Annotated in this window: 2 protein-coding genes and 1 pseudogene; all 3 read right to left on the bottom strand. The window is 58.9% G+C overall.

The annotated features are described in order from the left end of the window. Positions 1-1,761 (bottom strand): DUF6531 domain-containing protein (locus AQS70_RS09725; RefSeq protein WP_187331805.1); only part of this gene is annotated, 1,761 nt, incomplete at its 3' end. Between the two features lie 39 nt (positions 1,762-1,800). Next, on the bottom strand, positions 1,801-2,229 hold the full coding sequence (locus tag AQS70_RS09720; protein WP_055102593.1) for a DcrB-related protein: 429 nt from the start codon (positions 2,227-2,229) through the stop codon (positions 1,801-1,803). A gap of 46 nt (positions 2,230-2,275) precedes the next feature. After that, positions 2,276-2,576, bottom strand: a pseudogene (locus AQS70_RS23765) (type VI secretion system Vgr family protein); the annotation flags it as partial.

The following is a 2,576-nucleotide window of genomic DNA, read 5'->3' as shown; positions in this document are numbered from 1 at the left end:
GCGGCCGAGGCTGTCTAAGACACGGGTTTCGCCTTTTTCTAGGTTGTAGCTGGAGTGGTAGTCCTCGCCGTCGCTGCCCCAGTGCCGGATCACCCGCCATTCGTGGTCGGGTTGCGGTTCTAGCAGGGGCGGCAGGGTGTAGGGGGTGCCGTCGGCGCGTACGGGTTGCGGGCGGATTGGCGGGACGACGAATGAGGCCCACTGATAGTGGCGGGTCGCACCACTGGGCAGGGTGTGGCTGCTCAGGTAATGCTCGGGCGTATAGGTGAAGCGCCGCACGACTTGGCCACTGGCATCCAGTACCGTGCTCAAGTTGCCGGTGTCGGTATACCGGTAAGTCACCAACGGTTCTCTGCGTTCAATCTGGCTGGGTTCGTTGGGCTTGAGGTACAGCCGATCAACTTGCCTGACCCGTTGCGTGTGCAGCGCGTCATAGTGCAGGTGGACGGGCAAATGGCTGACAGGGTCGATCACCAGCACCAGTCGGGCGGTTTCGTCATAGAGCAGGTTGAGCCGGTTGCGATTGCGGTCACCGAGGCGCACCAAGCGCGAACGCTGGGGGTTGTGTGGGTCGACTTCGAAAACCTGATACAGCCCGTCGTGAATGTCTTCGACCACGGTCAGGCCTTCGCCCAACTGATAGAAACTCAGGCCGTCGAGGAGGCTGACAAAACTGTCGCCGGTGTTGAGGCGGCCCAGCTCCAAGCGGCTGCCCTGGGCGTCGACATACACCCACAAATCACCGCCGTCAGGGTGGGGAACCCGCAGGATCTCGACTTCGTAAAACACGCTCCAGCCCGGCCCGAACAGGCCGGTGGTGCGCAGGTCCTCGCTGTTGTATTGGCGGGCCCAGTCAATCGGCAACGTACCCGGCAACGTGAAATCGACGTCTTCGGGGCCATTCTGGAATTTGCTGCCCGTGGAGACCGAGACCGGGTTGCCCTTGCAGCGACGTCCAGCGACTTTTCTGGCGATCAACATGCCGATAATCAGCCCGGCAATCATCCCCAGCTTGTTCTTGCCGCTGCGGATTTCGCGTACCACCAGCGACTCCCCGCCAATGCGCACATCTGGAGAGATAGCGATATCGGTGTTGATCGTAGCTTCGCAGGTGGTTCGCTCGCTGTCTCGCGCGGCTGGCTGGCTGTTGATAAAGACTTCCCGTGAGCCTTCCGCGATGTATTGCAGGGGTATGGGCGGGTGCCGGGTGCAGGCCACTTCGTCCTGTTCGGCAGGGATCGTGCCGGGGTTAGGTTGGGTGACAACGGGCGGATTGATGATGGTGTCTACGGCTTGATACCAGCCGTATGGCGTCAGCCCCACAACGAGTGCCCCCAGTGTTTCTAATACACCGGGTTTTGTGGGTTCTACGTCGGGCACATCGGCAATTTGGTAACCTGCTGCACGTGCCGCCGGCAAAGCATTGATGGTGGTGTCATTGGAGCCTGACGCGATGGTTCCGGCAGGGACGGGCGGGAAAATCATATTAGCCACCGCATCACAGCCGTCACTGATGTGTTCGGTAATACTTTTGCCTGCGACCGGGATCAAGCTGGTCGCTGCACCCAGCATCAGCCCTGCGCCGACGGCAACAGCCGTTGCACCCACCGCTGCGACCAAAGTACAGGGCGCGGCTGCCACCAGTGCCGCTGTCGCCGCTGCGTAAATGACGCCTTGGGCAACGACGCTCAAAATTTCAGCCCACACTGAGGTGTGGATAATCAGGTCCCCTGCGCGGGCAGCTTTGACTTTGTCGGCCACGAATCCGTGCTCCTTACGGCTGGTTGTTCATGGGCGCTTTCAGGCAAACCGCAGCGTACGTTTGATCGCACGCCAGTGAGCGCAGTCGGCGTCGGTCAGTAGGCTTTTTTTGCTATAGGTGAGGGCCAACATGCGTCGTTCACCGGGCACCTGGCAGACCAGTTGGTATTGGTAAGAAGGACTGGTCCCTTGCATGAATTGGGTGACGACTTCCAAACCTTCTAGAAGACTGTTCTCACCGGTCATGACGGCTTTTGGCTCCGTGCACTGAAGGGCTTTGACCTGATGTTTGAGTGCTTTCAACTGTTGGGCATAGGTGCTGGCGAGGGTCGTGCCTTCCTCTAATGCGCCGCGGGCAATCACTAGGGTGGTTTGCCTTTCCTTGAAGATAAACACGTTGAGGCTGTTGTCGTCCGGTTGGTCATCCGGGAAGCCAATCAGCAGATCATGGGTGCGGTAGTGAGTCATGTTGCAGGTTCCTTATAGATCGGTCGGTCGTCTGGAGGCTCAGGGTTCAGCTTTTGCCGAAATGACTATCGACATCGCCCTTGATGGCCGCATCGCTGACGCCGACGGCGCTGGTGCCTGCTGCTTTACCGGTCATGTTCAGGTCGAGCTTGGCGCTGAGGCTGTTGATTTTTCCGGCCTGATTGGCAGTGATATTGAAGTTCTCGCAGGTAATGTTCAGGTCGCCATTGGCATTCAGCTCAATCACGGTTTTGCCGCATTCAAGGCGTAGTTTTGAACCAACGCCGATGTAGTACTCGCCGGCAACGTGATCGTTTTTATTGCCGCCCACCTTCAGCGTGTCGTTG

It is taken from the genome of Pseudomonas endophytica (genome assembly GCF_001411475.1).
GTDB classification, from domain to species: Bacteria; Pseudomonadota; Gammaproteobacteria; order Pseudomonadales; family Pseudomonadaceae; genus Aquipseudomonas; species Aquipseudomonas endophytica.
The sequence above is the reverse complement of the archived record's forward strand: the minus strand, read 5'-3'. Positions and strand labels throughout refer to the sequence as shown.

Bases quoted from the DNA above. Each gene is read 5' to 3' on its own strand.
- AQS70_RS09720 (WP_055102593.1), bottom strand. From the start codon at position 2,229: ATGACTCACTACCGCACCCATGATCTGCTGATTGGCTTCCCGGATGAC.